At 72.8% G+C, this 26,773-nt stretch carries 22 protein-coding genes; 12 read left to right on the top strand and 10 right to left on the bottom strand.

Features of this window, described 5'->3' with window-relative positions; translation table 11 throughout:
• The first annotated feature begins 20 nt into the window (after window positions 1–20).
• Window positions 21–416, top strand: coding sequence for a DUF3662 domain-containing protein (locus AB0G84_RS21415; protein ID WP_361322855.1), 396 nt, complete (start codon window positions 21–23; stop codon window positions 414–416).
• A gap of 146 nt (window positions 417–562) precedes the next feature.
• On the opposite strand, the gene AB0G84_RS21410 is transcribed toward AB0G84_RS21415, so the two are convergent.
• Window positions 563–1,246, bottom strand: a complete 684-nt coding sequence (locus AB0G84_RS21410; RefSeq protein ID WP_361322852.1) for a hypothetical protein — start codon at window positions 1,244–1,246, stop codon at window positions 563–565.
• Between the two features lie 513 nt (window positions 1,247–1,759).
• Here AB0G84_RS21410 and AB0G84_RS21405 point away from each other — a divergent pair.
• The 4 genes from AB0G84_RS21405 to AB0G84_RS21390 all read left to right on the top strand — a co-directional run bounded on the left by AB0G84_RS21405 (window position 1,760) and on the right by AB0G84_RS21390 (window position 8,072).
• Window positions 1,760–3,031 carry an MFS transporter gene (locus tag AB0G84_RS21405; RefSeq protein ID WP_361322849.1) on the top strand — a complete coding sequence of 424 codons (1,272 nt, stop codon included), beginning with the start codon at window positions 1,760–1,762 and terminating at the stop codon, window positions 3,029–3,031.
• A complete protein-coding gene (locus AB0G84_RS21400) occupies window positions 3,028–4,965 on the top strand; it encodes an alpha/beta fold hydrolase (protein ID WP_361322846.1) in 1,938 nt (645 codons plus the stop codon). The genes AB0G84_RS21405 and AB0G84_RS21400 overlap by 4 nt, the downstream gene beginning before the upstream one ends.
• Before the next feature lie 228 nt (window positions 4,966–5,193).
• Window positions 5,194–7,197, top strand: coding sequence for a RiPP maturation radical SAM C-methyltransferase (locus AB0G84_RS21395; protein WP_361322843.1), 2,004 nt, complete (start codon window positions 5,194–5,196; stop codon window positions 7,195–7,197).
• A 194-nt stretch (window positions 7,198–7,391) separates the two neighbouring features.
• Window positions 7,392–8,072: a DUF5825 family protein gene (locus AB0G84_RS21390; protein ID WP_361323149.1), complete on the top strand. Its 681-nt coding sequence runs from the start codon at window positions 7,392–7,394 to the stop codon at window positions 8,070–8,072.
• 301 nt (window positions 8,073–8,373) lie between these two features.
• Here the strand turns inward: AB0G84_RS21390 and def are convergent, their stop codons facing one another.
• Window positions 8,374–9,033 (bottom strand): peptide deformylase, encoded by a 660-nt coding sequence (gene def, locus AB0G84_RS21385; RefSeq protein WP_361322840.1) that lies wholly within the window; start codon window positions 9,031–9,033, stop codon window positions 8,374–8,376.
• A 145-nt stretch (window positions 9,034–9,178) separates the two neighbouring features.
• On the opposite strand from def, the gene AB0G84_RS21380 reads away from it, so the two are divergent.
• The gene (locus AB0G84_RS21380; RefSeq protein ID WP_361322837.1) at window positions 9,179–9,775 is read left to right on the top strand and encodes a helix-turn-helix domain-containing protein; all 597 of its coding nucleotides are present in this window, start codon (window positions 9,179–9,181) and stop codon (window positions 9,773–9,775) included.
• 146 nt (window positions 9,776–9,921) lie between these two features.
• Here the strand turns inward: AB0G84_RS21380 and AB0G84_RS21375 are convergent, their stop codons facing one another.
• The 4 genes from AB0G84_RS21375 to AB0G84_RS21360 form a co-directional block, all read right to left on the bottom strand.
• On the bottom strand, window positions 9,922–11,373 hold the full coding sequence (locus AB0G84_RS21375; RefSeq protein ID WP_361323146.1) for an amidase: 1,452 nt from the start codon (window positions 11,371–11,373) through the stop codon (window positions 9,922–9,924).
• Between the two features lie 174 nt (window positions 11,374–11,547).
• Window positions 11,548–11,787 carry a hypothetical protein gene (locus tag AB0G84_RS21370; protein ID WP_361322834.1) on the bottom strand — a complete coding sequence of 80 codons (240 nt, stop codon included), beginning with the start codon at window positions 11,785–11,787 and terminating at the stop codon, window positions 11,548–11,550.
• A complete protein-coding gene (locus tag AB0G84_RS21365; protein WP_361322831.1) occupies window positions 11,784–12,092 on the bottom strand; it encodes a hypothetical protein in 309 nt (102 codons plus the stop codon). The genes AB0G84_RS21370 and AB0G84_RS21365 overlap by 4 nt, the downstream gene beginning before the upstream one ends.
• A gap of 575 nt (window positions 12,093–12,667) precedes the next feature.
• Window positions 12,668–13,072, bottom strand: coding sequence for a DUF5997 family protein (locus AB0G84_RS21360; protein ID WP_361322828.1), 405 nt, complete (start codon window positions 13,070–13,072; stop codon window positions 12,668–12,670).
• 59 nt (window positions 13,073–13,131) lie between these two features.
• On the opposite strand from AB0G84_RS21360, the gene AB0G84_RS21355 reads away from it, so the two are divergent.
• From AB0G84_RS21355 to AB0G84_RS21345, 3 genes are all read left to right on the top strand, one after another.
• Entirely contained in the window at window positions 13,132–13,929 is a 798-nt protein-coding gene (locus AB0G84_RS21355) for a LysR substrate-binding domain-containing protein (RefSeq protein ID WP_361322825.1), read from the top strand.
• A 110-nt stretch (window positions 13,930–14,039) separates the two neighbouring features.
• Window positions 14,040–15,890, top strand: coding sequence for a hypothetical protein (locus AB0G84_RS21350; RefSeq protein ID WP_361322822.1), 1,851 nt, complete (start codon window positions 14,040–14,042; stop codon window positions 15,888–15,890).
• Window positions 15,891–16,137: 247 nt separating this feature from the next.
• Window positions 16,138–17,001, top strand: coding sequence for a response regulator transcription factor (locus tag AB0G84_RS21345; protein ID WP_361322819.1), 864 nt, complete (start codon window positions 16,138–16,140; stop codon window positions 16,999–17,001).
• A gap of 124 nt (window positions 17,002–17,125) precedes the next feature.
• Here the strand turns inward: AB0G84_RS21345 and gntA are convergent, their stop codons facing one another.
• The 4 genes from gntA to AB0G84_RS21325 all read right to left on the bottom strand — a co-directional run bounded on the left by gntA (window position 17,126) and on the right by AB0G84_RS21325 (window position 21,908).
• Entirely contained in the window at window positions 17,126–17,953 is an 828-nt protein-coding gene (gntA, locus tag AB0G84_RS21340) for a guanitoxin biosynthesis heme-dependent pre-guanitoxin N-hydroxylase GntA (protein WP_361322816.1), read from the bottom strand.
• Between the two features lie 372 nt (window positions 17,954–18,325).
• Window positions 18,326–20,641, bottom strand: coding sequence for an FtsX-like permease family protein (locus tag AB0G84_RS21335; RefSeq protein ID WP_361322813.1), 2,316 nt, complete (start codon window positions 20,639–20,641; stop codon window positions 18,326–18,328).
• 2 nt (window positions 20,642–20,643) lie between these two features.
• Window positions 20,644–21,405 (bottom strand): ABC transporter ATP-binding protein, encoded by a 762-nt coding sequence (locus tag AB0G84_RS21330; RefSeq protein WP_361322810.1) that lies wholly within the window; start codon window positions 21,403–21,405, stop codon window positions 20,644–20,646.
• A complete protein-coding gene (locus tag AB0G84_RS21325; RefSeq protein WP_361322807.1) occupies window positions 21,402–21,908 on the bottom strand; it encodes a PadR family transcriptional regulator in 507 nt (168 codons plus the stop codon). Before AB0G84_RS21325 ends, AB0G84_RS21330 begins: the two co-directional genes overlap by 4 nt.
• A gap of 170 nt (window positions 21,909–22,078) precedes the next feature.
• Here AB0G84_RS21325 and AB0G84_RS21320 point away from each other — a divergent pair, with 170 nt between their 5' ends.
• The 3 genes from AB0G84_RS21320 (at window position 22,079) to AB0G84_RS21310 (ending at window position 26,756) form a co-directional block, all read left to right on the top strand.
• Window positions 22,079–23,350, top strand: coding sequence for an ABC transporter substrate-binding protein (locus tag AB0G84_RS21320; RefSeq protein ID WP_361322804.1), 1,272 nt, complete (start codon window positions 22,079–22,081; stop codon window positions 23,348–23,350).
• 219 nt (window positions 23,351–23,569) lie between these two features.
• Complete coding sequence (locus AB0G84_RS21315; protein WP_361322801.1) at window positions 23,570–25,366, top strand: glycoside hydrolase family 13 protein; 1,797 nt, start codon at window positions 23,570–23,572, stop codon at window positions 25,364–25,366.
• Window positions 25,367–25,421: 55 nt separating this feature from the next.
• The gene (locus AB0G84_RS21310) at window positions 25,422–26,756 is read left to right on the top strand and encodes an ABC transporter substrate-binding protein (protein WP_361322798.1); all 1,335 of its coding nucleotides are present in this window, start codon (window positions 25,422–25,424) and stop codon (window positions 26,754–26,756) included.
• Window positions 26,757–26,773: the final 17 nt, after the last annotated feature.

Genomic DNA, 26,773 nt, shown 5'->3' with positions numbered 1-26,773 from the left:
GTACGGGCAGGCGGCTTTGCATGGGAACTCTGAGGCGGGTGGAGCGCATGGTGGAGCGGTGCGAGAACGCGCTGCTGGCGAAGGTCTTCCCGAGCGAACCGGTCGAGCTCTTCGACGACCTGCGGCGGGAGTGCGACGACCATGCGGTCGTCTGCAACCGGAATCGGGTCCTGGTCCCCAATGACTACACGGTCGAGCTGGCGCACGAAGTGCATGACGAACTGGCGGCGCGGGGCGGGGAGGTGGGGCGGCAGCTGACCGATCTGCTGGCCCGGCACGCCGCCGAGCGGGGATACGAATGGCCGGGGCCGCTGACGGTCCATGTGACCGCCGGCGAAGTGCCCAACGGCCGGTACCGCATAGCGAGCGCGGCGCTCGCGCACGTCCCGGCCGGCGCCTCCGGCCCGCGGAAGTAGCCGGAGGCGCCGGCCCGCGGGAGTAGCCGGAGGCGCCGGCCCGCGGGAGTAGCCGGAGGCGTCGGCCGAACGCCGCGGAGGCCGCAGGAGGCCATAGGAGCCGGCCCCTTGGACGTCGATTCTCTTGGTGTGCCTGGTGGCGACCGCTACGCGGAAGGTCGTCCTGACACCCCCAGCACGTCCGTCAGGTGGTGCTGGGTGTGGGCGTGTGCCTCCTGAGCATTGAGTGCTCCGCCGTCCACGCTCAGCACGCGCCACGGGGTCCGGGCCAGGAGACGACTGGTCAGGTCAGCCTCGAAGCGGAGGTGAGCGGCGGCTGACGAGAGGTCATGAACGGCCCGAGTACCAGGGCAGCCAGCGAGTTTCCGCACGTACCAGTCCTCCCAGGCATCGCCTTCTCGCTCGACTGCGCGCCGCAGTGCCCGCTCCGGATCGTCGTGGACGTACACCACGGTGACCTGGGCCGGCTCCACGGCCCGGGCCAGCTCTTCCATGACGTGGACGAGGGTCCCCTCGTCGTGGCCCCATGCCACCAGGGACGGAATGAAGGGCAGAAGGGCATCCGTCACCAGATAGTCCTTGCCCGCCGCGAGGGACTCCGCGACGTAGGCGCGAGTGCACTCGACCAGGGTCTCGGTCCGGACGGCGGAAGCCCCACCAGCGAACTCTTCGGCCACGGGCCGGAAGGCCGACCGGGTGAGAATGTCGGCCTCCTCGAAGTGGTCGACCGATGCGCCGACGCTGGTGAGCCACTGGGCCACCGCACGGCACAGGGTGGACTTGCCGACGCCAGGGCTACTCCCGATCACGGAGATGAGGTGCAGAGTCATGGCGACAGTCTCGCACCGTGCGAAGTCCTTCACCCGGTGAACCGACGGCAGTTGATGAGGGCTGCGGCGATGCCGACGAAGGCCCTTCCCGGGAGGGCGGGCTCCAGAACCATGCCCTCCGGATGAGTTCCCCTTCCCGTGCCTTGTGGCCTGTGTCACTCCATGGCTATGCTCCGGCACACTTCGGACACATCTCCTCCGCAAGTTGACCTAACTGTGTGCTGGTCTTCACGATCTGCCCACGGACGTGAGGTGACTTCGCATGGAACGGCGAGCAGTGGCACCCCCCGCAGAGGACGCTCCGTCCGGCTTATCCGCCGACGTGACGTCCGACGTATCTGCCGACGCCCCGGTCATGACGGGATCCGCCCCGGACGCCGCCGGCGCCCGTGCGGGCGGTGCCCGTGCGGGAGGTGCCCGTGCGGGCGGTGCCCGTGCGGGAGGTGCCCGTGCGGGAGGTGCGCCCCGTCGGGTCGCCCGCTGCGCCCCGCGCCCGGCCCCGGACCCCACCCGATGACGCCGGCCGTTGCCGAACCGGCGCCCGCCGCGCACCGGCCCCACGCCCGCCGCGACATCCGGCTGTTTTGGTGCGCGGGCACCTGTGACGCGCTGGGCAGTCAGGCGTCCGGGCTGGTGCTGCCGCTGCTGCTGATCGGCCTCGGCCGCTCGCCCGCAGAGGTGGGGACGATCGCCGGGCTCTCGGCGGCGGTCACGCTGGTCCTCGGCCCGCTGGCCGCCGTACCCGCCGACCGCGGGGCGCGTCAGCGCGTCATGGTCGGTGCCGCACTGGTGGGCGCCGCCGCGATGGGCTGCGTGGCCGGGGCGGTGTGGGCGGGCCGGGTGTCGATGGCGCTGCTGCTCACCGCCGTCCTGGTCGAGCGGTGTGCGACCGCCTGCTACGAGGCGGCCTCGCTCGGCACCGTCGCCCTGGTGTGCCCGCCCACCGAGCACCGGCGCGTGCTGTCCCGCTTACAGGCGGGAGAGCGCGGTGCCCTGCTCCTCGGACCAGCCCTGGGCGGTCTGCTCTTCCAGGCCGGCCGCTGGCTGCCGTTCCTGGCCGACGCGGTCTCCTACGCCGTGGCGGCCGGCTGTGTCCGCGCCATGCGCACCGATCTGTCCGCGCCCGGGGAGCGTCGACCGGAGGCCGCGGCCCGGCGCCGGCCGGGCTGGCGGGCGCTGGTCGCTGAAGCGGGGGCGGGGCTGGCCCTGGTCCGCCGCACTCCGTTCCTCCGACTGGCGCTGGTCTGGGTCTCCGTCGTCAACGCCCTGCTCGTCGCGCTGTATTACGCCACCGTCTTCGCCCTGCAGGGCGCCGGGCGGGCGGCGGAGCTGGGGCTGCTGCTCGCGCTTTCGGGGGCGGCCGGGCTGGCCGGTTCGCTGCTCGCGCCCCGACTGGCCGGCCGACACTCTGCCCGGGCCGTGCTGGTGGCGGTGTCCTGGCTGATGGTGCCGCCCGCCGCGGCCCTGGTGATGGCTCGTCAGATATGGCAGTACGGGCTGCTGTTCGGCCTCTTGTGCGCGCTCACTCCGCTGGCGACCGTGGCGCTGCAGGCCCGGATCCTCCAGCTCACTCCGCCCGCGCTGCAGGCCCGCACCGGCACCGTACTGGCCACCGCCGCGGGCACGCTGGCCGCGCTGGCGCCGGTCCTCGCCGGACTGTCCGCCGGCCGGGCCGGGTCCAGGGCCACCTTCCTGGGCTGCGCGGCGCTGCTGGCCGGGCTCGCACTGTATGCGACCACTGCGGCACCGGACCGCACCCACGGCACCGTGCAGGGGCAGGCATGAGCACCGGGACCAACGCCCTGGCCGCGCCGCCGGCACCGGGAGGCGGCTTCCGGGTCTACCGGCCGGCGCTGCCCGAGGTCTGCCCGCGCGATCCCGCGCGGATGGCGCTGGCCGCGGACGCCGGCGGCCGCTGCGAGATCTTCACCTGGAACGCCGCCACCGGCGCCTCCCGCCAGGTCACCGACAGCCGGCACGGGACGCTGCACTGTGCGGTGGACGCGGACGCCCGGGTGTGGTGGTTCGCGGAGGACCGCAGCGGCGTCGGGCAGTGGCACTTCCAGGACTTCGAGGGCGGGCCACGGCACCCCGGCCTGTCCGGTCTGCGCCCGGGGTTGCCGAACGGCCTCGCGGTCAGCGACGCCGGGACGGTGGCCATCGGCGTCGGGGACGGCCGCGGGATGGCCGTCCACCTCGGCGTCCCAGGCGGCCCGGCCCGGCAGGTGGCGGCCGTCGACGGCCCTGCGCTGCTCACCGGCATCGCCCCGTCGGGCGGGCTGCTCGCGGTGTCCGGGGCGGCCGGCTCCGAGCCGGCGGTGACGGTGCTGACCTGCGCGGGCGTGCCGCTCGCCCGGCTCTCCGGGCGGGGCGGCCGGCTGTGGGCACTGGGCTTCGCCCCCTCCCCGGCGGCCACCGAGCTGCTGCTGGTGCAGGAGCACAACGACCACTATCGGCTGGCCAGTTGGCGCCCCGGCGGGGGGCTGCGACCGCACGACTGGTGCCGCTTCGACACCGAGATCACCGCCCGCTGGTACCCCGGGGGCCGCCAGGTCCTCGTCCGGCAGGACCGACACGGCCGCTCCTCGCTCGTCGCCGCCGACCTCGGCCGGCGCACCCTGACCCCGGTGCCGTCCCCGCCCGGCACCCTGCTCGACGCCGCCGCCCGTCCGGGCGGCGATGTGCACTACCTCTGGACCGACACCGCCACGCCGCCGCAGATGCGCTCCACCGCGGGGACCCGGCTCCCGGCGCTCGCCACGCTGCCGGCCCGGCCGCCCGGCCGGCACCGCGACCTGTGGACCGACGGCCCGGACGGGCCCGTACACACCCTGCTGAGCGAACCGGACCCGGTGCCCGGCCGACGTCCGCCGCTGGTGTTCCTCGTCCACGGCGGTCCCGCCGACCACGACCGGGACGCCTACGACCCGGAGGTGCACTCGCTGGTCGCCTCCGGTTTCACGGTGGCCCGGGTCAACTACCGCGGCTCCACGGGGTACGGCCCCCGGTGGCGGGCCGCGTTCGGGGAGGGCGTCGGGCTCACCCAGGTCGCCGACCTCGTCGCCGTACGGGCCGACCTGCTGCGCCGGGGCGTGGCCCGCGAGGACGCGATCGGCCTGTGGGGCACCTCCTGGGGCGGCTATCTGACGCTGCTGGCGCTCGGCACCCGGCCCGACCTGTGGCAGGCCGGGGTCGCGGTCAAACCGGTCGCCGACTGCGCGGCGGCCTACCGTGCCGGCACCCCCGCACTGCGCGCCCTGGACGAGCGGCTGTTCGGCGGCACCCCCGCGACCGTACCGGAGCGCTATGCGCGCAGCTCACCGCTGCACCACGCCGCCGCGGTGCGCGCCCCGCTGCTGGTCGTCGCCGCGACGCTGGACGCCAAGTGCCCGCCCGGGCAGGTACGGGGCTACCTCACGGCCCTGCGGGAGGCCGGCGTTGCGCACGAGTCGATGTGGCTGGAGACCGGCCACGACGGCTACACCGGCGCCCACCACGTGGCCGTGCTGACCCGCGCCCTGGGCTTTCTCGACCGGCATCTGCGCCGCACCCCCGCGGCCCACCGAACCCCCCGCCCCAGCGCGGGCGGGGTCCCCGGGAGCACCGGCGCGTCCGGTGCCCCCGGATTGCCAGACCCGTTGTCCGAACACCGGCAGAAGCAGAACAGGAGAAACGGCCATGCAGAAGGACATCATCCACAACGACCCGCTCGAGGGTGACGAGGAGAACCGCAAGCCCGGCATCGGCATCACGGTGACCGTCCCGTTCCGTACCGCTGAGGACACCGAGGAGGAGTGACGCTCCCCGGCCGGCCCGGTGCACCGCCGGGCCGGCCGGACTGTCCCGCACCGCCCCGGCCGGCCGCCGGCCGCATCAGCCCGTACCCCGCCCACCGCCGCCGTATCCCCGGAGCCCCGCTGCGCTCCGCCGCCGTACAAGGAGCCGAGATGCGCGTCCTGCTGGTCAATATGCCCTGGTCCCCGATCGACCTGCCGTCCCTCGCCCTGGGAATCCTGCGGCGCAGCGTCAACGAGCGCACCTCCGGCCACGCCGACGTCCTGCACGCCAACCTGGAGTTCACCGATTGGATCACCCGGCGCACCGCGTTCACCGGGGACGACTACCAGTTCTACGCGCTCTCCTCGTACTTCATGGGGTGCGGCGACTGGGTGTTCTCCTCCGCCCTCTACGACGACCCCGAGTGGCGGGTGGCGGAGTTCAGCTCCTCGATGCGCGGCAAGCTCAGGGACGAGCGGGTGCGGATGTCGCACGAACTCCACCGCGTGGTACCGGAGTTCGTCCAGGAGATCGCCGAGCGGATCGTGGCGGCCGGGCCCGACGTTGTCGGCTTCACCTCCACCTTCCAGCAGAACACCGCCGCGCTGGCCGCCGCCAAGTACGTCAAACGGCTCGCCCCGCACATCAGGACCGTGATGGGCGGCGCCAACTGCGACGCGGAGCAGGGCGCCGCCGCCCACCGCAACTTCCCGTTCCTGGACTTCGTGGTCCGGGGCGAGGGCGAGGCCGTCTTCCCCCAGCTGCTGACCGCCCTGGACAAGGGCGACGAGCTGTCCGACGTCCCCGGCCTGTGCCACCGCGCCGACGACGGCACCAGCACCGCCAACCCCATGAGCACCAGCCCGCTGCCGCCCGTCGCCATCCTGCCGCCCGACTACACCGGCTACTTCGAGCGGCTGGCGTCCTCCGTCGCCCGCAACTGGGTGGAGCCCAAACTCGTCGTCGAGGGCGCCCGCGGCTGCTGGTGGGGGGAGAAGCACCACTGCACGTTCTGCGGGCTCAACGGCTCCTTCATGCAGTTCCGCAGCAAGAGCCCGGACACCTTCTACGAAGAGATCATGGATCTGGCACGCCGGCACCGGGTGCTGGACATGTACGTCGTCGACAACATCCTCGACATGGGCTACCTCGGCACCGTGCTGCCCCGCATCATCGACAGCGGCTACGACCTGCGGATGCACATCGAGATCAAGGCGAACATGCGCCGCCCGCAGCTGCGCACCCTCGCCGACGCCGGCATGATCTACGTCCAGCCCGGCATCGAGAGCCTCAACAGCCGGGTGCTCGACCTGATGGACAAGGGCGTGAGCGGCTGCCAGAACGTCCGGATGCTCCGGGACGGCGCCGAGACCGGCCTGTCCGTCTCCTGGAACTACCTCCACGGCTTCCCCGGCGAGACCGCCGCCGACTACGAACCCGTCATCGCCCAAATACCGGCGCTGGAGCACCTCAACCCGCCGGTCGACCTCTCCGCCCGGATCGCGATCGAGCGCTTCAGCCCGTACTTCAACCGGCCCGAGCTCGGCTTCACCGGCCTGCGCCCCGAGGAGCACTACCGCTTCACCTACGACCTCCCCGAGTCCGAACTGCTCGATCTGGCCTATGTCTTCGAGGCGCCCGAGCGCGGCATCACCGAGCCCACCGTGACCTCGCTCAACGACGCGCTCGGCGCCTGGAAGCGGCGCCATGCGGACAGCCGGCTCACCCACGCCGACCTCGGCGACCGCATCGTCCTGGTGAGCCGCCGGCACGCCTTCGACTGGGGTGCGATGGAACTCACCGACCCCAACGAGATCGAGGCCTTCCGGCTCCTCGACCAGCCGCACACCCCCGCCGCGCTCGCCCGCAAGCTCGCCGCCCGCCTGCCCGAGCACACCGTCGACGCCGCCGCCGTGCACACCCTCCTCCAGCACTGGCTGACGCTCGGCCTGGTCTTCACCGACAACGGCCAGTACGTCCAGCTGGCCCCGGCGGCCGTCAACGAGGACCTGCTGCGGCTCGACTTCATGCGGCACGCCCACGCCGGTGCCTCGGCCCGGGGCGGCGGGCCCGACGCCGACACCGCTGCCGGGGCCGAGGCCGCCGCCGGGGCTGGGGCTGGTGGTGGGGCTGGAGCCGGGGCGGGACGGGAGCAGGTACCGGTTCCCCGGTGACCGATGCTCCGGCCCGTGCCACGGACCGCTCCCCCGCGCTGCCGGCCCCCCGTACCGCAGCGCCGCCCGCACCTCCCGTACTGCCCGCACCTCCCGTACCGTCCGTACGCCGGATCGGGCCGGTGCACGGGCGCGCCCCCGAACGCGTCCGTGCACCCCACGACCATGACCGCCCGTAGGAGACACCCATGGCCATGACCTCCGCCCCCGTCGCCCTCACCGAGCCCGGAGCCCTGACGATCCGGGCGTGGCGGGACTACGACGAGGACGCCTGTGCACTGCCCGGCATGAGCCTGGGCACGGTCGAGGTGACCGGCCCCACCGAGGACCGGGCCGCCCGGCTGTGGGAACTCGGCGTGCGTCGGGTGCAGTTCACCGAGGAGATCGACCTGACCGCGGTGGACGACGCCGACGCCGCGGCCCAGGCAGTCCGCCGGCTCTGCCTCATCCGCGACCTCACCGCCCACGCCGTCCTCGTGCAGTGGCGGCTGCGCCTGCCGGCGGAGCCCGACGACGGCTGGCGCGACCTCGGCCACCTCCAGCCGCCCGGGATGCTCACCGGCCCCGTCGACCCGGCGGCCGCGCTCACCCAGTGGCGCGAGCAGCACTACCTCTGCAAGTGCCTGTGGCGCCAGGGCCCCGGCTTCGTACAGATCCGTGACCGCCGGTGGGGCGACCTGCGTCGCTTCACCGCCGAGGAGCCCGCGTACCACCGGGCGATCGCCCGGCTGGCCTACGGCGCCCCGCCGTCGGCCGTCCCCGAGGCCGTAGCCGCCGACTTCCTACAGGAGCGGCTGGTGCGGCGTACCGGCCCGCTGCTGTGGTGGCTCCCGTACCGGGTCAACCGCTGGATCCAGGAGGCGATGGCCATCTGACAGCCCGTCTCCGGGCGGGCCGGTCGCCGGGAGGTGCCGGCCCGCCCGTCCTGGACAGCACTCCTGCGCCGGAGCCACCGCGGTCGCCATCCCCCGTGTCCACACAAAGATCCCCTCCACTGCCACCTGCTCCGGCCTTCTGGCATTCCGGCCGTCTCCCCCGCCCCCGCCCAGCGGCGGCAGGAGTTCCGCACCCCGTGCTCCCCAAGGAGTACCGCGAGGACGGGCGCCGGAAGAAGGTGATTCGATCAGCCTCGAAAGTGCACCCCTGGCCCTCCACGGTGTCCTGGCAGACCGCGAGTCATGTGCCGAGTCGCTTCGCCCTGGCGGCACGCCGGGCGAACACCTCGTCCTGGGAGTCCCGCATCTCGCGGAGGGCCGCCTTCCGTTCCCGCTGTGCCAGCCGGTCCAGATACAGCCGGCCGTGCAGATGGTCGGTCTCGTGCTGCAGGCACCGGGCGAAGTAGCCCCGGCCCTCGATCACCAGCGGATTGCCGTCCTTGTCACGGCCCCGGACAACGGCACGGTCAAGGCGGGGCACGACACGGTACGGACCGGGCACGGACAGACAGCCTTCGGGTTCTTCCACCAGCCGGCGGCCTTCGGCGGGCGTCTCGTCCAGGACCGGATTGGCGATGTGCCCGACATGGCGGACGCCCCAGTCGTCGGTGATGTCCCACACGAACAACTGCAGGTCCACATCGACCTGGTTGGCAGCGAGCCCGGCTCCCCCCGCCACCTGGTTGGTGGCGAACATGTCGTCGATCAGCTTCGCCAGCTCCGGCGTGCCGAACCGGGTCACCTCCCGGCACCGGCGGCGCAGAATCTCCTCCCCGACCACGGTGATCCGGTGCACCGCGCCCCGAGCCGCCTCCGGCGCGAGCCGCGGAGAGGGCGCGACGGGCTCACCCTGCACCCGCACCCGGCGATCCTGCGCGGTGTCACCGAACTCCACAGCCATGAACCCTCAACGCCTTCCATGAACGCCCCAGTCACCGGGCGGAGTTGTCGCCCGGCTACCTGACGGCTTGCCAAGTCCTTTGCAAAGTAGCACCCTTTGCAAAGTGAGCGATGAACACCGTCCATCCGATGAACACCGTCGGTCCGTGGCCGCGGGCCCCCTGGCAGAGCGCGCCCGCCAGTACCTCCCCGACCATCCCGTACGCATTGCCCTGCTGGACCTGCTCGCCGAAACCGGCACCCTCACCTCCACCGAGGCCGCCGCCCGCCTCGGCCACAGCTCCGGACTCTGCTCCTTCCACCTGCGCCAGCTCGCCCGGTACGGCCTGATCGAGGAAGCACCGCACGCAGGCGGCCGGGCGCGGCCCTGGCGGCTGCGGTGGGACTCACCCCAGCAGTCCGGTCCGCAGCAACCCGAGGAGTTCGCCACCCTCGCCCGCGGGCTGGAGGACGAGAGCTACCGGCACTGGCTGGCGCACCAGCACCAGGCGCCGACCGAGTGGCAGCAGGACGAGTCCTTCAGCGCCGTGCTCCACCTCACCCCGGCGGAGATGGCCGAACTCGCCGCGTCCCTCCGCCGCCTGATCGCCCGCTATCGCGACCGGGACCACCACCCTGCCGCAGGCCCCCGGGACGCGAGGGCCGTAGCCGCGGTCACCCGGCTGTTCCCGCTCCTCGCCGAGCAAGCCCGGCCCCCGCAGCCGGCACCCCACCCCAGCGTTGCGGAAACGACCGAGCGATGAGCCCAAGCCGACGTCGCCCCTCGCCTGCCGACGTCGTCCACGCCCGCGGTGCCTCAAGGAGCGAACTGTGGCCGTCACTCGGCTCTTCCTGCCGCAGACGCTCGTACGGTGCCCGGTAGTACGCCCCACTTCCCCGGTAGTACGCCCTACTTCGGTGCCTGGAAGCCGCCGATCTTCTGCTCGAGCAGTTCGGCCAGCCGCAGCGGGGTGCGGTCCTCGAACATCGGGCCGATGAGCTGCACTCCCACCGGCAGTCCCTCGGGGGACCGGCCCGCGGGGACGGCGGTGGCGGGTAGGCCGGGCATGGTGGGCACACCGGCCCAGACGAGCTGGTCGAGGTACGGGTACTCGACGCCGTCGATGTCGATCCGGCGCTCCCTCGGATCGGGGTTGTGGTCGTGCGGGAACGCGGGAGTGGGCGTGATGGGACACACCACGGCGTCGAACTCGGCGAAGAGCTGCCGCCAGCCGTGGCGGTGGAGGTCGCGACGGTTGTTCGCCTCGATCCAGCCGCGGTGGCTGAGCACCATGCCGCGCAGCCGCGCCGCATCGAGACTCTGGTCGTCTGCGCTCAGCCCGGCGGCACGGGTCCGCAGTTCCTCGTACGCTTCGACGGGAAAATGTGCAACGGAGCTTGAGAACAGCAACTGCGTGTAGAGCATCGCGGCTTCGGTCAGATCGGGCAGCAGCGGACTGTGCCGTTCGACGCGGGCGCCGTCGTCGACCAGCGCGTCGGCCACCCGGTTCACGCCCGCCCGCACGGCGGACCCGGTCGGAATGAGCGGATGCTCCTCAAGGACCAGGACCCGGAAGTCGCAGAGCCGCTCGTGGCGCGCGGCCGGCAGCGTCACGTCGTGCGCCACACCGAGCGTCAGCGGGTCCGGTCCGGCCATGACGTCGAGCAGGAGCGTGAGGTCGCGGGCCGTGCGCGCCATCGGACCGACGACGGCGAGGTCGAGGTCGACAGGCAACGCCGGCGCGGGCGGCGGGACCATACCGCGGTTCGCCGCCAGCCCGAGTGTCGGCTTGTGCGCGTAGACACCGCAGAAATGCGCGGGGGTGCGCAACGAACCGGCGATGTCGGAGCCGATGGACAGCGCGCCGAATCCGGACGCCAGGGCCGCCGCTGATCCGCCGGAGGATCCGCCCGACGTGCGACCGTGATCCCACGGATTGTTAGTGGTGCCGTAGATCTCGTTGAAGCTCTGGATATCTTGCAGCCCCACGGGCACATTGGTCTTGCCGAGCACCACCGCGCCTGCGGCCTTGAGCCGCGATACCTGTACCGCGTCCTCGGCCGGCACATAGTCCCGGTGTTGCGGCATGCCCCAGGTCGTGGGCAGCCCAGCCATGTTGTAGGACTCTTTGACCGTCACCGGAATGCCGAGCAGCGGCCGGTCCGCACCGCGGGCGCGCGCCTGGTCGGCGTCTCGCGCGGCGGCCCGGGCACGGTCGAAGTCCGGCACACAGATCGAGTTGATCGCCTTGTCGTCCCGCTCGATACGGGCGATCGCCTCGTCGGTGAGTTCCGCCGAGGTCACTTCACCGGCACGCAAGGCAGCCGCGAGTTCTTCTGCCGTCTGAGAATTCCACTCCATGCATCCGACCGTAGCGGCCTCTCGAACAGGCCATGAAATGCCGCTTCGCGCAACGGGATTGAGCTCTGCATACCCGTCATGTTCCGCTCTGGCCACCGACAATGACGATGCGTCCGACCGGGGATGGCGACGGAACCCGGCCCCGGACACCCCCATGCCTACCGAATCGAACGGTCAACCGGCGTAGTTCAGCTGGACCAGGGCGATTTCGCTGTTGCCGATGAGGATGACGCCGGCGACGCTGCCGCGGGCAATGGTGCGCATGATGCCGTCGTCGGCCCCGTACGGCTCGGAGTGCGCACGCGGATCCACCATGGCGTCGAGCATGCACACCGACAGGTCACGGCGGGCGTCGTCGGGCAGCGCGGTGTAGGTGGCGTGCAGGGACGGGTCGAGGTGCAGCCGATAGGTCACGCGGCGCCCCGGCGACGGGCGGTGTCGTCGGCGGCGGCCTGGAGTTCCTCGGCATTCACATCGATGAGACCGGCGGTGTAGGCGGAGGGGAGGTGGCCGTTGTCCCGGACGATGGACCGGAGTTGCTCGATCCGGTCGCGGTCGGCCTCGAAGTCCTCGACGAAGGCGACCCACCGGTCGAGCACCGCGGGCAGCTCCCGCACATCGGTGAAACTGAGCTCGTGCATGAAGGTGGCGCGCAGTTGGGAGTGCGGGAGGGCGTGGACGACGCCGTCCACGGTCCACGACCGGCCGGTGCTGCTCATCGGGTCCTCCACACCGCACTTCACGAACGTTCCGTGACTTCTCGGCCCACCGTAGCGAATCGCCCGACCTGTCGGCACCGGTACCGAAGGGGACTACCCCGGCGGCTGAACTCCCCGTCCGGTGGTTGATTCAGCCGGTGGGTGCTTCGTTGCGGTAGGCGACGCGGTCCCGGTTCCACGCCGTGCTGCGCGAAGGGCGTGTGGATGGGGTGAACTGGGCGAGTTGCACGGCTCCCGAGGCGGCCTCGCGCTGCGCGCCGCTCAAGGTGACGGGATGCGGCATCACCTGCCCGGGTCTGTTCCTTCTTCCCCCTGTGCAAGAAGGAACAGACCCGGCGGTGGGACCGGACCCCTCGCGGCGCGTGATCGCCGCGAGGGCGGCATCGGCCGGGTCCGGCGTCCTGGGCCGGGATCGGGATCCCAGCCGGAGGCTCCCCGACCGCTTCTCCGCGCCCCGGGGAACACCGCACCTCCGCGCCCCGGGAACGTGGTCAGGCGTTCTCCGGGCGCCGGGAGCACTGCCGCGGGGCCTCCGGGGCCGGGTCCGGCGATGGGTACGGGAGTCGGGCCGGCGGTCAGGCCTCCGGGCTGTGCTGCTGCTCGTCCCGCGCCGCGTTCTTCTCCTTGATACGGGCCGTCTCCTTCCGGACCTCGGCCTGGGTGGCGCGCTCCCGCTCCAGCCACTCGGGGCGCTCGTCCTTCAGCGCCTCGATCTGCTCGGTGGTGAGCGCCTCGGTGATGCCGCCGCGCGCGAGTCCGGAGATGGAGACGCCCAGCTTGGCGGCGACCACCGGCCGCGGGTGCGGGCCGTTGCGCCGCAGCTCCCTCAGCCACTCGGGCGGGTCGGCCTGCAGCGCGTTCAGCTCGCTGCGCGAGACGACACCCTCCTGGAACTCGGCGGGGGTGGCCTGGAGGTACACACCCAGCTTCTTCGCCGCGGTCGCGGGCTTCATGGTCTGGGTGGTCTTGTGCGACGTCATGCCGTCAAGGATATCGAGCGTGTGCACGACCTCTGACCACGACCGGTAGCCTTGGCGGGGTGACAGGCTCGGATGTATCCCCTTCGTTCCGGCTCGCGTATGTACCAGGAGTGACGCCCGCCAAGTGGGTGCGGATCTGGGACGAGCGGCTGCCCGACGTTCCGCTGACCCTGGTCGGGGTGTCGGCCGCCGAGGCACCCGGTGCGCTGCGGGAGGCCGGCGCTGACGCGGGCCTGATCCGGCTGCCGGTCGACCGGACGTACTTCAGCGCGATCCCCCTCTACACCGAGACCACGGTGGTGGTGGTGCCCAAGGACCACCTGGTGACGGCGGTCGAGGAGGTGTCGCTGGCGGACCTCGCCGACGAGCTGGTGCTGCACCCCCTCGACGACACCCTCGGCTGGGAGCGGCTGCCCGGCCAGCCGGCCAAGGAGCGTCCCGCCACGACGCCGGACGCGCTCGAGCTGGTGGCGGCCGGTGTGGGCGTGGTGATCGTCCCGCAGTCCCTGGCCCGCCTGTACCACCGCAGGGACCTCACCTACCGTCCGGTCGTGGATGCCCCACAGTCGAGCGTCGCACTGTCCTGGCCGGAGGAGGCCACCACCGATCTGGTGGAGGACTTCATCGGGATCGTCCGGGGCCGGACGGTCAACAGCTCCCGGGGGCGTCGCCCGGCGGAGCCCCAGCAGCAGCGTGCCGGTGCGGAGGCCGCGCGGCGAAAGCCGGCCACGGCCGGTCGACCGACCGGAAAGGGGCCCCGGAGAGGCGCCGGCGGGGCCGGGGGTTCCGGAGGTTCCGGCGGTTCCCGGCGTGGCAAGGGCGGCGGCAAGGGCGGGCGACCGCGCCGCCGGTCGTAGCCACGGAGGCGGGGCGAGGAGCGGCGTGGCGGGGAAAACCCGTGGCCCGGCGCCCGCGGCCCTGACACGATCGCTCCCGTGATCTATCGAATCGAGTCGCACCCCACCCGGTGAGCGCCCCGGAAGAGCGCGGTGCGCTCACCTCTGTGCTCCCCCTGTACCTCCACGCCCTGCGGCTGCATCGCGCGGCGCCCGACGGCCCGTTGCCCGACGGCGGCAGCCCGCTGCCGCACCGCGCCCGCCCCGGTCCTCCGGAACGGGACGCTCACCGCCGCCGGCCAGCGGCCCGGCCGGCTCTCCGTGCGGCCCTGCTGCCGCTGCTGGCCGGTCCCGATCCCGCCCGGGCCGCCGAGGAGGTGCACCGTCGCCTCCCCGGCCTCGGCGTACCCGAGCGGCAGCTCGCCCGCGCCGTCGCCGAGCTGCCGCTCGAGGACGAGGCGGCGGCCCGGGCGCTCGGCCGCCGCCTGACGCGCACCGGGACCGGCACCGCGGCCGTGCACGTCGGCCTGGCGCTCCTGGCCCGGGTCGGTGAGCCGGAGGACGTGCCGTATCTGAAGGTCCTCGGTCTGCTGCGGGTCTTCACCGAGCCGGTCGTCGAGGCGCTCACCGCGCTGGGCTGTCCCACTTCGGCGCTGGTGTGGCTGGGCGACCGGGTCAGCGGCCGACAACTCCAGCCGCTGATCACCGCGCTCACCCGGCGCGACGGCCCTGCCGCACGGAGATGGCTGCTGGCCGTTCCCCTCGGCCCGCGCGCCGTGTGGCCGTCGACGGCCCGCACGATCGCCGAAGCGGTACGGCTCCCCGACGCCCTGCGTCAAGAACCCATTGGCCCCGGTGTCCTGGCGCAGGCGGGGCGTCTGCTGGCCAGGATGACGGTCCTGGGCACCGACGTGGCCGAGATCCTGGCCTACCGGCAGGCCGTGGCCGGGTATGAGGCGCTGATCGTCCGGGCCGGCCAACTGCCGCCCACTCTCGACCACTTCGCGCTATTGCTCGCGCTGGCACTCGACCTGCACAGCGGCCCGAGCGTCCTGCTCGACTGGCGTCCGGGACAGCGTGCGGCGCTGCTGGACTCCCTGGAGTCCGTGCTCCGTTCGCCCCGGTGGTCCGCCGTGCTGACCGCCGAACCGGCCGGTCCCGCCGCGCGCCGCCGGATCCGCTGGGCCCGCAGCGCCACCCACCTGCCCTTCGGCCGGCCGACGGAGCCGGCGCGACTGCGGGTCGAGGTCACCGTGGGGGACCCGGCGGCTGCCGGCCCGGTGGAGACCAGGATCCTGATCGATGGCCGGCCCCTGGTGCCGGAGGCCTTCGGACTCGGTCCCGCCCACTCCCCCGAGTACCTCCTCGACACCGGCCGGCTGCGGGCCGCCGCCGAACCGCACCCAGTGCAGTTGTCCGAGGCCTCCTGCACCGAGGGCTGCTGTGGTGCGCTGCAGGTCACCATCCACCGCGAGGGGGACCAGGTGGTGTGGGGCGACTGGCGCCGCCCTGCCCAGCGCCCTTCCCTGCCGCCCCGGTCGGACCTCCCGGTGTACCGCTTCGACGCGGCCGCGTACGACGCGGAGATCGCACGTGCCGAGCGGGACCGGTCCTGGTCGTGGCCGGCCCGTAGCGCCGCCCGGCTGCTCACCGAGGGGCTGCGCGACCGGCCCGGTCTCCTCACCCGGTGGGACGCCCGGCTCGGCTGGGTCGGCACCGACTTCACCGACCCCGACACCACCGTGCTGTCCTTCGTCTACTGGCCGGGGCTCGCCGCCGGGCGCCAGGACAGGGACGGGCCCTGGCTCCAGTTCGTCTGGCGCATCCCCGAGGACGGAACCCCTCCCCAGGAGCGCGCCGACGCCGCCCTGAGCCGCCTGGCCACCACCGACCCGAAGGCCTTCGCGGAGGTCACGGGCGGGAGATCGGCCTACGCCGAGGCGCTGGGCTTCCCGTGGTCCGGCAGCGGCGACCGGGAGTAGCCGGCGGCCCCCGAGGCCGGGGTCGGGCGGCCGTCGCCCGGCCCCGGCCAGGGCGGCCCCCGATCGGTGCCCGCCCGGGTATCCCCCGATCGGCGCCGCAGACGTCACCCGGTACACCCTCCGGGCGGCCGACACCCCCGTGCACGTCCGGACGCCACCATGGAGCTGCCGGGTGCCCTTCCGAACAGGACCGGGCCACCCGCGTCGCATCTGTCGTAGCTCTGCAGTGACGAAGGGAGCGAGTCCGGTGGCTCGCCTGGTGATCGCCGACGGCAACGACTGTCGGGGGCAGCTTCTGCTCGCCGCGCTGCGCCGGAGGAAACACTCGGCGCTGCTGTCGCAGTCCGGCGAGGACGCCCTGCGACTCATCGTCGAGACCCGGCCGCACGCCGTGATCCTCGACCTGGCGCTCACCGAGCGGGCGGGCCCGCGGGTGCCCCAGTTCGTGGCGGCCGCGCGGGGTGCCCCGGTGATCGTGAGCGGTCCGGAGCGTCAGATCATTCCGGCCCTGCAGGCGGGTGCCAGCGGCTATATGCCCGAGTCGGCCTCCGTGGAGCTGAGGTCGCTGCAGATGGACTCCGTCATCGCGCCGGAGCCCGGGCGGGACATCGAGATCGGACGGCTGTTCATCAGCGAGCGCACCCACGAGGTCACTCTGGACGGCCGGCAGGTCGCACTGCGCCCCCAGGAGTTCCGGCTGCTGCTCTACCTGGCGCACAGGGCGGGCCGGGTGGTGGGCACCCTCGAACTCCTCGACCAGCTGTGGGGCGGAGACGTCGGCCCGCCCTCGCTGAACACGGTGAATGTCCACCTGTCCACCCTTCGGCGCAGGCTGGGGGAGAGCGCGGCCCGGCCGCGCTACCTGCACCGGGTCCACGGGTTCGGGGTGGTCCTCAAGGCTCCCCGCTTCGATCGTGCGGAGCAGAGCGAGCGGCCGACCGGCCCGGCACTCCCCGATGCCGGACCCGCACTCCCCGATGCCGAACCGGTACTCCCCGATGCCGCATCGGCGCTCCCCCATGCCGGACCGGTACTCCCCGATGCCGGATCGGCACTCCCCCATGCCGGACCGGTGTTCCCCGACACCCGGGACTCCGGCGGCACGGGCTGACGCGGGAGTCCCGGGCAGGTCCTGAGCGGGCGCCGGGCGGGTGCCGGGCGGCCCGGCCCAGCGGGCGCACGCGGCGCGGGGCCGGGCCGCGGGAGAGCCGCGCCTCGGCGGCCGGCGCGGCGCCTCAGGGCCGGCGGGGCGTGCTCCCGTGGTGCGGTGCGTGGCCCTCGGTGGCGTCCTCCGCGGCCGTCGGGTGTGGGCCCCCCGGCTGTGGGTGTGGATGGCGGGATATGTACGGGCAGGTCCAGTCCTCCTCGGTCAACCGGCCGGCGAAGTGGCGCGCGGGCTGCTCGTATTCGTACCGGGTGAAGCTGGGGTTGACGGAGCCGTTGTGCAGGCACTCCCGGCGGCGGATGGCGGCCTGCATCGTGGAGAACTTCTTCCCCAACAGCACGAACTGGGTCAGGGAGTTGAAGACGATCGCCGGGGAGGTGAAGCGCCGGCTGGCCCGGGACGCACCGGAGTGCATGCCGACCACGAAGAAGGCGTGCCCACCGGTGTGGAAGCCGAAGTCGGGCCGGCCCGGGTCCGACGATGCGCCGGCTTCCACGCCGTGGGTCCGGCTGTCGATGTCGTGCATGAGCTGGAGGTGCTGCCACAGGAGGCGTTCATGGGCGGCCTCGTCGAGCCGACCGGGTTCGTCGAAGGTGGCGACGAAGGTACGAAAGCTCTGGTCGGAGAGCTGGGGGCGGACGGTGCGGACGTAGGCGAGGAGGTCGCGGTGGTTGTCGGCGGCCGTCGCGGCGTCGCCCATTCTTCGGTAGTGGTGATGGGTGAGGGTGTGGCGTTTGAGCGCGGCGCGGGCTCCCAGACAGCTGAACTCGCGGGTCTGGAGGAAGCGTTCCAACTCCGCGCGTACGGCCGCGGCAGCGGCGGAGCCGGCGACGTCGGTGCCGCTGGGGCCGGGACCGGTGTCGGTGTCGCTCGCGCGGTCGGTGTGGGGTTCGGTCATGGTGTGGCCTTCGGTCATGGTGTGGCCTTCGGTGGTGGGGGACGGGCTGCCCGAGGGGCCGGACCGTCCGCGGAGGACGGGCTATCCGCGAGCGCACTGCCGGGCCCGCAGGCACGGGGGTGCACGGTCGAATGCCGGCCGAGGTAGGTCCTTCCCCGCGGTGATCAACGCTGCCGAGATCGACAGTGCGGGGTACGGGACGGCACGGCAAGCCACAAAGCGGACAACAGCCGGCCGCTAGCGGGGGCGACGCTCCGCAGGCACACCGTCACCGCACGCGGCAGCGGCGGCCGTGGGTTCGTGGGTCGAAAGGCGCCGGGACGTTTCCTCTGGATCTTCGCGAGCCCACGAAGATCCAGAGGAAGCGCCCTACTAGAGCACCGCCGAGGCCGAGTCCGCCAGCCGGCGGCGGGCGATGCGGGCGGCGGGGAGGACGGCGGCGGCCGCGGAGATCGCCACGGCGAGGGTGACCACGAGCAGCAGGGTTCCCGGAGCGGGGTGCTGGGCGATGCCGGTGCCCCAGCCGCTGGTGGCGCCCTGCAGGTCGATCAGCCACTGGGCGGCGAGGACACCCAGCGCCGTCCCGGCCAGGGCGGCGGCCAGGGCGGTGAAGGCGGTGGCGGAGACGATGACCGCGGTGATCTCGCGCGGGGTCAGGCCGACGGCCCGGAGGGCGAGCAGGTCGCGGCTGCGGTCGCGTACGGCGGCGCCGACCGTCGTCGCCAACTCCGCGAGCCCGATGAGGGTCAGCACCGCGATCAGGCCCGCGGAGACCCCGCGGACCGCCGAGAGCTGATCGGCGGGGTTGGGGATCTGGCGGACTTCGAGACGGCCGCCGGAGGCCTCGGTCAGGGCGTTGCGTACCGTCGCGGGGTCGGTGCCGGGCCGCAGGGCCAGGTGGTAGAAGTCGGGCCGGGGCGCGGGGTTGGCACCGTCGCGCAGGGTGTCGAGGCTGGTGGAGATGACCCGGCCGGCGTCGCTGGTCTCGATGCTGCGGCCGACGATGTGCAGCACGTGCGGGCGGCCGGCGACGGTCATCCGCACCCAGTCGCCGACGTGTGCGTCGAGGAGTTCCAGCAGGCCCTGCCCGGCGACCGCTTCGTCGGGCCCGTGGGCGGCGCGGCCCTCGGCGAGGGCGAAGGGGTAGGGGCGGGCGTCGGTGCCCAGGCCCCGCAGGGTGATCGTGCCGGTCTGGCCGGGGACCAGCGCCTGCACCTCCGCACCGGGGTAGGCAGTCAACCCGCCCTGAGTGGCGATGAGTTGGCGCACCTCGGGGTCGCTCAGGGAGTCCGGGCGCACGGTGAGGGCGGCCGGCAGGCCGACGCTCTGAGGGTGGGCGGTGAAGCGGTCCAGGGTGGTCCAGACGCCCAGGGCGATGGTGATCAGCAGCAGCGGGACGGCGAGCCGGGCGATGGCCGCCGAGGAACGCAGGGGGCGGTGGAAGGCTCCGCGCCAGCCGAGGACCAGGGCCGGCGGGATCTTGAGGCCGAGGGCGCGGCGGGTGAGGGCGGAGGGGCGACCGCCGGCGGGTGCGGCGGCGCGGGCCGCCGGAACCGGCGGGACCCGGCCGGCGCGCCAGGCAGTCAGGCAGGTCGCCGCACCGATGAAGGCCACCACCCCGCCGCAGATGGCGAGGGGCAGCCAGGTGTGTTCGGGGAGCTGCTGCCACAGGGCGGTGGCCTCGCCGATGCGGCCGGGGGTCAGCGGGCCGAGGGCCTGGGTGAGGAGCGCGCCGAGGGTGACGCCGAGCAGGGCGAGGCCGAGGTGGAGGACGAGGAACATCCGGACGACCTGGCCGGGGGTGAAGCCGATGGCCTTGAGGACCGCGATGTCACGGAGGTGACCGCGGATGCGGGTGCTGATGGCACCGCCCACGGCCAGGGCGGCGGCGAGCAGCGCGCCGAGCCCGAAGAGCCCGAGCAGCCGGGCGAGGAGGTTGTTGTCGCCGGCGGCTTCGGCCTTGGCCTGGCGCCAGGTGGAGACGTCGGTGATCTGGTCGGCGCCGAGCCGGGTGACCGCCCGCTGGACGACGTAGTCGGTGTCGTCGGGGTGGGTGAGCTGCAGACCGATGGCCCGGCCGCGCTGGTCGGGTCCCGCCTCGGAGGCGGCGAGGGTACCGGGGAGCACCCAGGCCACGCCCGGCGTCTCGCCGGCACGGAAGGGGACTTCGGCGGTGTCGGCGATGCCCACCACACGGAGCGGCGCCGAGAAGCCACCCAACACCAGCGAATCTCCCGGTTTTGCCCAGATTGCCCGGGCCACCGAGGCGTCCAGGACGATGCCCTGGGTACGGCCCGCGTCCGCTTCCGCGTCCAGCCAGCGGCCGGCGGTGATCTGAGGTGCGGCGGTGGCCGGCCGCCGGGCCGCGCCGCGCAGTTCGAGCGCCGCCTTCGTCCCGCCGGGCTGGAGGCTCGCGGTGGTGCGGACCGTACGGAACGGGCCGGAGGCGGCGTGGACCTCGTCCAGCGCGGCGAGCGAGCCCGCGGGCGCACCGGCCCGGGTGTGGATCCAGACGTGGGCACCGGCGGACTGGGTGAAGGTGCGCTGCCAGGGGTCGGTGGCGTACGCGAAGAGGGCGGTGGCCAGCAGGAGGGAGACCGTGATCCCGGCGGTGGCCAGCACGATCAGTACGGCCGCGGGGCGGTGCGCGCGGAGGTGCGCCTGGGTCCAGCGGGCCGCTGCTCGCACGGTCAGCCCTTGAGCTTGAGGACGTCCGCGACACCGGCCGCGGGGCGCCGGCCGTCGCCGCCAAGGTGGGCGTCGTCGACGACCTGGCCGTCGAAGAAGCTGATCACGCGGTCGGCCGCACTGGCGATCCGGGCGTCGTGGGTGACCAGGAGGATGGTCTGGCCGCGCTGGTGGAAGCGGGCGAGCAGCCGCAGAACCTCCCGGGTGCCCTTGCTGTCCAGGCTGCCGGCGGGCTCGTCGGCGAGCAGCAGGCTGGGGGAATTGACCAGGGCGCGGGCGAGGGCGACCCGCTGCTGTTCACCGCCGGAGAGCTCGCCGGGGGTGCAGTTCTCCTTGCCCGCCAGGCCGAGTTCGTCCAGCAGCTCGGTGCGGGCGGCGCGGGCCTGCCGGGGGGACCGGCCGGCCAGCAGGGCGGGGAGTTCGACGTTGTCGGCGACGGAGAGGTTGGAGACCAGGTTGAAGAACTGGAAGACGATGCCGATGTGGTTGCGGCGCAGCTCCGCCCAGCGGGCCTCGCGGAAGGAGTCGACCTGGCGGCCGTCGAGCCAGAGGGCGCCGCTGTCGGGGCGATCGAGGCCACCGAGGAGGTGGAGCAGGGTGGACTTGCCGGCTCCGGAGGGGCCGGTGACGGCGACGAACTCACCGCGTTCGACGGTGAGGTCGACGCCCCGTACGGCGTGGACGGGGGCGGCGCCCTCCGGCCGGTGGGTCTTGACCAGGCCGGCTGCCCGCAGTATCGGGCCGGACGGCTCGTCCTGGTTCATTCCAACTCCTCCTGACAGCGCTCCAGCCAGTCGAGATCGGCCTGCAGGTGCAGCATCGCGCCCTCGATCAGCAACTGTGCGATCCGGTTGTCCCGGTCCTCGGCCGCGGCGAGCTTCGACAGGTCGCGCATGGTGTTGAGGTACTGGCGGCGCTGGTTGTTGATCAGGGTGATCTGGTGGGCGGTCCCGGTGTGCGGGGCGAGGGCGAGCTTCATGAAGAACTCGTCCCGGACCCGTGGTTCGGCGGTGGTCTCCTCGAACCACGCGTCCACCGTCTCCCGTCCCGCCCCGGTGATCCGGTAGATGCGCTTGTTGGGCCGGTCCGACTGCTCGACGTCCTCTCCCTCGATCAGGCCCGCCTTCTCCAGCCTGTTCAGGGTGACGTAGATCTGGCCGACGTTCGGCTGAGGGTATGCGGCGCCGAGGAGGTTCTCAAGGGCCTGTTTGAGTTCATAGCCGTGTGCGGGTCCGCTGACCAACAGTGCCAGGAGTGGCAGCCGCACGCTCGTCCTCTCCCTCCCCGCCCTACTTGTCCGTTATGCGGGCGTGTCCGACGGTGAGCCGGACCATCCCCGTATCTTCCTGCAGCATCTAGTATCCCGCATGGCTAACAGGTATACATGGGGCGGGCTGTCGGCCCAGCCCCGTCGACGCCTGGTGCAAGGAGGAGCCCATGCGGTGGAAGCGTGCCGCGGGACGGGCTCTGCTGGTGCTCACGCTGCTGTTCTCCGGCAGCGCGGGCGCGCAGGCCGGGGAGCCGGCCGACGGCGCGGACGGGCGGGGCCCGGTCACGCTGGTGACGGGCGGCGACCTCACGGGCTATCTGCGCGGTGTCCTCGACGGGTGGAACGCCCGTCACCCGCGCGAGAAGGTCACGCTGGTCGAGCTGCCGGACGCGGCCGACGAGGTGCGGGCCCAGATGGTCACCGAACTCCGCTCGCACAGCGCCCGCTTCGACGTGCTGAACATCGATGTGGCCTGGACGTCGGAGTTCGCGGCGGCGGGCTGGATCGAGCCGGTGGATGCCCGCCGGTTCCCGCTGGACCGCTTCCTGCCCCCGGTGGTGGACACCGCCACCTTCCGCGGCCGGCTCTACGCGGTCCCGTACGTGACCAATGCCGGGCTGCTCTACTACCGCAAGGACGTCCTGGACCAGGAAGGCGTCCGGCCCCCGCGCACCTGGGCCGAGCTGGCGCACCTGGCGAAGACCGTCGCCCCCAAGTACGGACTGGACGGCTACGCCGGGCAGTTCCTGCCGTACGAGGGGCTGACCGCCAATGTCGTCGAGGCCGTGCAGTCGGCGGGCGGTTCGGTGCTCGGCGGCGAGGGCAGCCGGGTGACGGTGGACTCCCCGGCGGCCCGCCGCGGCCTGTCCTTCCTGCTCGACGGTGTGCGGGAGGGGTGGATCCCGCGGCGCGCGCTGACGTACAAGGAGGAGGAGTCCCGTAGGGCCTTCCAGGACGGTCAGCTGCTGTTCCTGCGGAACTGGCCGTACGCCTATGCGCTGGCCGGCGGCCGCTCGTCGAAGGTAGCGGGGAAGTTCGGGGCGGTGCCGCTGCCGGGCCCGGACGGGCCGGGCTCCAGCGCGCTGGGCGGCTCCAACCTGGCCGTCAACGCGCACTCCCGGCACCGGCGGACGGCCGAGGAGTTGATCTCGTACCTGACGTCCGAGCCGGTCCAGCGCCGGGTGCTGACCAAGGGCGCGCTGCCACCGGTGTGGGCCGGACTGTACGAGGACCCGCGGCTGGTACGGCGGTTCCCCTACCTGCCGACGCTCAAGCGGGCGGTACTCACCGCCCGGCCGCGACTGAAGAGCCCCCGGTACGACCAGGTGAGCCTTGCGGTACAGGCGGTCATGCATGACGCACTGGTCCACCGGCGGAGCACGGACGCCACCGTCGCACGGCTGGAGCGGGAGCTACGGGCCATCGTCGGCCGCGGCTGACACACCTCGGTCTCACCTCTTCAGTATCCCCCTCTTCTAGTTACTTGTTAAGTACTGTCGCGCGCTATCTGGCTTCACATTCCTGGACAAATGCCGGCAAGTGGCAGGCATCTTCGACCTTTTCGTTGACACTCAAATGACATCCCTACTTAACATGCATGCATAACAGCGACCTCGCAGGCCGCACGGCATGCCCCTGCAAGAACGGGATCACGGCAGATGCTCATCGCCACCGCAGACAACGACTCCCCGGCTCCCTCCGCGCCTTCCCTCCGCCTCCCCGGCCCGGCCGCCCCCTCGCCGGCCACCGGAACCCCCTCCTCCGACACGGCACAGCGCTGGTGGCGCGATGCGGTGATCTACCAGGTCTACGTCCGCAGCTTCCTCGACAGCACGGGCGACGGCATCGGCGACCTGGCCGGCGTCCGCGCGGGGTTGGCCTACCTCAGGAAGCTCGGGGTGGACGGCATCTGGCTCAGCCCCTTCTACCCCTCCCCGCAGCACGACCACGGCTATGACGTCGCCGACTACCGCGATGTCGACCCCGTCTACGGCGACCTCGCCGAGTTCGACCGGTTGGTGGCCGACGCCCACCGGCTGGGCCTGAAGGTGCTCCTGGACATCGTCCCCAACCACTGCTCCAGCGCGCACCCGTGGTTCCGCGCCGCGCTGGAGGACGGGCCGGGCAGCCCCGCCCGCGCACTGTTCCACTTCGCCGACGGGCGGGGGGAGCACGGCGAACTGCCGCCCAACAACTGGCGGGCGATGTTCGGCGGCCCCGCCTGGTCACGCGTCACGGAACCGGGCCCGGCGTCCAGTGGCGCGGAGGACGGCGGCGGCACGCCCGGCCAGTGGTACCTGCACATGTTCACGCCCGAACAGCCCGATCTGAACTGGCGCAACCCCGCGGTGGCCGCCGACTTCGACCAGGTGCTGCGCTTCTGGCTGGACCGCGGGGTCGACGGCTTCCGCATCGATGTGGCCGCGGGGCTGTTCAAGCACCCCGAACTGCCCGACTCCCCCGACCCGTCGGCCGACGAACGGACCCGGGACTCGGTCAACCCGCTGGCCTGGAACCAGCCCGAGGTGCACCAGGTGTGGCGCGAGTGGCGTGCGCTGTGCGAGGAGTACACCGCACGCGACGGCCGCGACCGGCTACTGGTCGGCGAGGTCTCCGTACGGACCCCGAGCGAGCAGGCCGCCTACGTCCGCCCCGACGAACTCCACCAGGCGTTCTTCTTCCACCTGCTGACCGCGCGCTGGGACGTCGACACCTTCCGCACGGTGATCTCCGACGCGCTCACCGACATCGCCGGCACCGGCTCCACGGTCACCTGGGTGCTCAACAACCACGACCAGGTCCGCACCGTCACCCGCTACGCCACCGAACCCGGCAGTGGACCTGGGAGCACCTCCCGGACGAAGTCCCAGGGAGGACTGGGCCCCGCCCGGGCCCGCGCCGCCGCCCTGTTGATGCTGGCGCTGCCCGGCGCCGCGTACCTCTACCAGGGCGAGGAGCTGGGACTGCCGGAGGTCGTCGACCTGCCGGACGAGGTCCTCACCGACCCGATCTTCCACCGTACGGGCAGCCGGCAGCACATCCGGGACGGCTGCCGGGTGCCGCTCCCCTGGTCCGGACACGCCTCCCCGTTCGGCTTCACCTCCGGGACCGATGCGGCCGAGCCCTGGCTGCCGCAGCCGGAGTGGTTCGCCGCGCACGCCACGGACCGGGCGCTGGCCGACACCCGGTCGTTCTGGCACCTCTACCGCGAGGGGCTCCAGCTGCGCCGCAGCCTGCCCCAGCTCGGCGAGGGCACCCTGCGCTGGCTGCCCTCCCCGCCCCAGGTGCTGGCGTTCGAACGCGGCGACGGCCTGGTTTGCGCCGTCAATTTCGGCACCGAGCCGGTGGCCGCGCCCGCGCCCGGCGCCCCGCTGCTGGCCAGCGGCGACTGCCCGGCGGGCACGCTGCCCGGCTCCACCACCGCCTGGTGGACGCACTCCCCCGACCCCCGATAGCCCCGTCCGTCCCCCTGCACCACGCCCCGCTCGTCCTCCCGAAGGGAACACCACCATGAGACGACCCGCAGTACGACACACCCGAGCCGCCCTCTCCGGCGCGGCCGCGCTCGGTCTGGCGCTGACCGCCACCGCCTGCGGCGGCGGGGCCTCCGCCGGCGGCGGCAAGCAGGAACTCAGCGGCCAGACGGTGACCGTGGCCGGTGTGTGGACCGGTGTGGAACAGCAGAACTTCAAGAAGGTGCTGGACGCCTTCTCCGAGAAGACCGGCGCGAAGGTGGTCTTCTCCTCCACCGGCGACAACGTCTCCACCGTCGTCGGCAGCCAGATCGAGGGCGGCAACGCACCGGACGTGGTGATGGTCCCGCAGGTCGGCGTGCTCCAGCAGTTCGCCAGGAAGGGCTGGCTGGCGCCCCTGACGGCGGACATCGGCGCCGAGGCCAAGCGCAACTTCGCGCAGATCTGGAAGGACTACGGCACGGTCGACAAGACCTACTACGGCCTGTACTTCAAGGCGTCCCACAAGTCGACGGTCTGGTACAGCCCGGAGGCCTTCAGCCAGGCCGGGGCCGAGCCGGCGACCACCTACCAGCAGCTGCTCAAGACCGGCCACACGCTCTCCGACTCGGGCGTGCCGGCCTTCTCCGTCGCCGGTGAGGCCGGCTGGCCGCTCACCGACTGGTTCGAGAACATCTACCTCTCCCAGGCCGGCGGGGAGAACTACGACAAGCTGGCCGCCCACAAGATCCCCTGGACCGACCGTACGGTGGTCAAGGCGCTCGGCACGCTCGGCAAGCTCTTCGGCGACAAGAGCCTGGTCGCCGGCGGCGGTTCGGGCGCGCTGCGCACCGACTTCCCCGAGTCCGTCCAGCAGGTCTTCGGCCCCGAGCAGAAGGCGGCCATGGTCTACGAGGGCGACTTCGTCGGCGCCCTGGTCACCGACGAGCTGCACAAGCAGGTCGGCAAGGACGCCAAGTTCTTCCCCTTCCCCTCGGTCGACGGGGGCAAGGCACCGGTGGTCAGCGGCGGGGACGCCGCGGTGGTGCTGAAGGCCGGCAAGAACAGGAAGGCCGCGATGGACCTGGTGAAGTTCCTGGCCACACCGGAGGCGTCGTCGGTCTGGGCCAAGGCGGGCGGCTACCTCTCCCCCAACAAGAAGGTGCCGGCGGCCGACTACCACGACGCGGTCACCCGCCGTATAGCCACCTCGCTGACCGCCGCGGGCAACTCCGTGCGCTTCGACATGTCCGACCAGGCGCCGGCGGCCTTCGGCGGCACCCAGGGGGCCGGTGAGTGGAAGCTGCTGCAGGACTTCCTGCGCGACCCGTCCGACCCCGAGGCGACGGCGCACAAGCTGGAGGCCGCGGCGGCCAAGGCGTACGGAAAGTAAGGACAAAGGGCCCGATC

The sequence above is a fragment of the Streptomyces sp. NPDC020742 genome (assembly GCF_040641675.1).
Classification (GTDB): domain Bacteria; phylum Actinomycetota; class Actinomycetes; order Streptomycetales; family Streptomycetaceae; genus Streptomyces.
Note: the sequence above shows the minus strand (reverse complement) of the source record. Positions and strands in the feature narration are given on the sequence as shown.